At 69.7% G+C, this 2,318-nt stretch carries 3 protein-coding genes; all 3 read right to left on the reverse strand.

The window, feature by feature from the left end:
• Window positions 1–237: hypothetical protein (locus tag VE172_RS11640; protein ID WP_324801517.1), on the reverse strand; the 237-nt coding region annotated here is incomplete at its 3' end.
• Window positions 238–350: 113 nt separating this feature from the next.
• Window positions 351–2,198, reverse strand: a complete 1,848-nt coding sequence (ilvD, locus tag VE172_RS11645; RefSeq protein ID WP_324801520.1) for a dihydroxy-acid dehydratase — start codon at window positions 2,196–2,198, stop codon at window positions 351–353.
• 24 nt (window positions 2,199–2,222) lie between these two features.
• On the reverse strand, window positions 2,223–2,312 hold the full coding sequence (locus VE172_RS25435) for a hypothetical protein (protein ID WP_349258348.1): 90 nt from the start codon (window positions 2,310–2,312) through the stop codon (window positions 2,223–2,225).
• Window positions 2,313–2,318: the final 6 nt, after the last annotated feature.

Consider the following 2,318-nt stretch of genomic DNA (forward strand, 5'->3'; position numbering starts at 1 on the left):
GCCGGACGGCCCGACCAGCACGCCGACCGAGACGCCGAGCGCGCCGAGCACCAGGCCGACGGCCTGCAGCCGATAGGGTGTGCGACCGGCCACTGTGCGCAGCGCCCCGGTGCGGAACCACACGACGTATCCGGAAAGGACACCGACGATGGCCAGCGTCGCCGCCCACACGCCGGGAAGGTCGTCGTCCCCGTTCAGGACGCGCGTCAGCGCCACCGTGAAGGCATACGCCAACACGGCGGTAATCATTGCGGCCAGCAGTAAACCGGGTACCCGCGAGCGAGGGGCGAGTAGATGCACGCTTCTAGATTGCCATCTTCATGCACGCATCGCGCATCCAGACGGTCATTTTAGGAATCGACAACCCGGAATGCCCCGTCCGAAGCCGAGGTGGCCATCGACGCGTACGCCCGCAGCGCCACGGTGACCGGTCGGTCGCGATCGGTTGGGGTGTACGGCTTGTCGCGCTTGTCCTCGGCGACGCGCCGGGCGGACAGCTCGTCGTCGCCGACCCGCAACTCGATGCGACGATTCGGAATATCCAAATGGATCTCGTCGCCGTCGTTGACCAGGGCGATGGTGCCGCCCGAGGCCGCCTCCGGCGAGATGTGCCCAATGGACAGTCCCGAGGTGCCGCCGGAGAAGCGGCCGTCGGTGATCAGGGCGCAGGCGGCGCCCAGGCCCTTGCCCTTCAGGAAGGACGTGGGGTGCAGCATCTCCTGCATGCCGGGCCCGCCCCGGGGTCCCTCGTAGCGGATCACCACGACGTCGCCGGCGCTCACCGCGCCGTTGAGGATGCCGGACACGGCGTCCTCCTGGGACTCGAAGACCCGGGCCGGGCCGGAGAAGACCAGCCGGTCGGCGGCCACGCCCGCCGTCTTCACCACGCAGCCGTCGGGAGCCAGGTTGCCGAACAGCACGGCCAGTCCGCCGTCGGCGGAGTAGGCGTGCTCCACCGAGCGGACGCAGCCGTCGGCGGCGTCGGTGTCCAGGCTGGACCAGCGGTTGTCGGTGGAGAACGGCTCCGTGGTGCGGACCCCGCCGGGGGCGGCGTGGTACAGCTCGATCGCCTCGGGCGACGGGTCGGCGGCGCGGATGTCCCAGCGCCCCAGCCACTCGTCCAGCGAGGCCGAGTGGATCGAGGACACGTCGGTGTGCAGCAGCCCCGCGCGGTGCAGCTCCCCCAGGATCGCGGGGATGCCGCCAGCGCGGTGGACGTCCTCCATGTGGTACTTCGGCGAGTTCGGGGCCACCTTGGACAGACACGGCACCCGGCGCGACACCGCGTCGATGTCGGACACCGAGTAGTCGAGCCCGGCCTCGCGGGCGGCGGCCAGCAGGTGCAGCACCGTGTTGGTGGAGCCGCCCATCGCCACGTCCAGCGCCATGGCGTTGTCGAAGGCGTGCGGCGAGGCGACCGAGCGCGGCAGCACCGACGCGTCGTCCGCGTCGTAGTAGCGCCGGGCGATGTCCATGACGACCGAGCCCGCGCGGGTGAACAGCTCGCGGCGGGCGGCGTGGGTGGCCAGGGTGGAACCGTTGCCGGGCAAGGAGAGCCCCATCGCCTCGGTGAGGCAGTTCATCGAGTTGGCGGTGAACATGCCCGAGCATGAACCGCAGGTGGGACACGCGGAGCGCTCGATGGCGTCCAGCGAGTCGTCGGAGACCTTCTCGTCGGCCGAGGCGACCATGGCGTCGATCAGGTCGAGCTTGCGCTGCACCACCCCGTCCACGGCGACGGTCTTGCCCGCCTCCATGGGGCCGCCGGAGACGAACACCGTGGGGATGTTGAGCCGCATGGACGCCAGCAGCATGCCCGGGGTGATCTTGTCGCAGTTGGAGATGCACACCAGGGCGTCGGCGCAGTGCGCGTTGACCATGTACTCCACCGCGTCGGCGATCAGCTCGCGGCTGGGCAGCGAGTAGAGCATCCCGCCGTGGCCCATGGCGATGCCGTCGTCCACGGCGATGGTGTGGAACTCCTTGGAGACCCCGCCGGCGTCCTTGATGGACTCCGCGACGATGTCGCCGAGGTTCTTCAGATGGACGTGGCCGGGGACGAACTGGGTGTAGCTGTTGGCGATGGCGACGATCGGCTTGCCGAAGTCGTCATCGGTCATGCCGGTGGCGCGCCACAGGGCGCGGGCACCGGCCATGGTGCGACCGTGGGTCGAGGTGCGGGAACGCAGAGCTGGCATGCCTCCGAGTCTGCCACTCCCACACTATGGGACGTCGCGTCCCAGTTTCGCGTGTCGGTGCCCGTAGGCGAAGTAGATGACCAGGCCGATCACCAGCCAGCCGACGAACCGCAGCCAGGT

The organism is Stackebrandtia sp. (assembly GCF_035643755.1).
In the GTDB taxonomy this organism is placed as follows: domain Bacteria; phylum Actinomycetota; class Actinomycetes; order Mycobacteriales; family Micromonosporaceae; genus Stackebrandtia.

Coding starts and splice junctions, on each gene's coding strand:
- ilvD (WP_324801520.1), bottom strand. CDS start 2,198: ATGCCAGCTCTGCGTTCCCGCACCTCGACCCACGGTCGCACCATGGCC.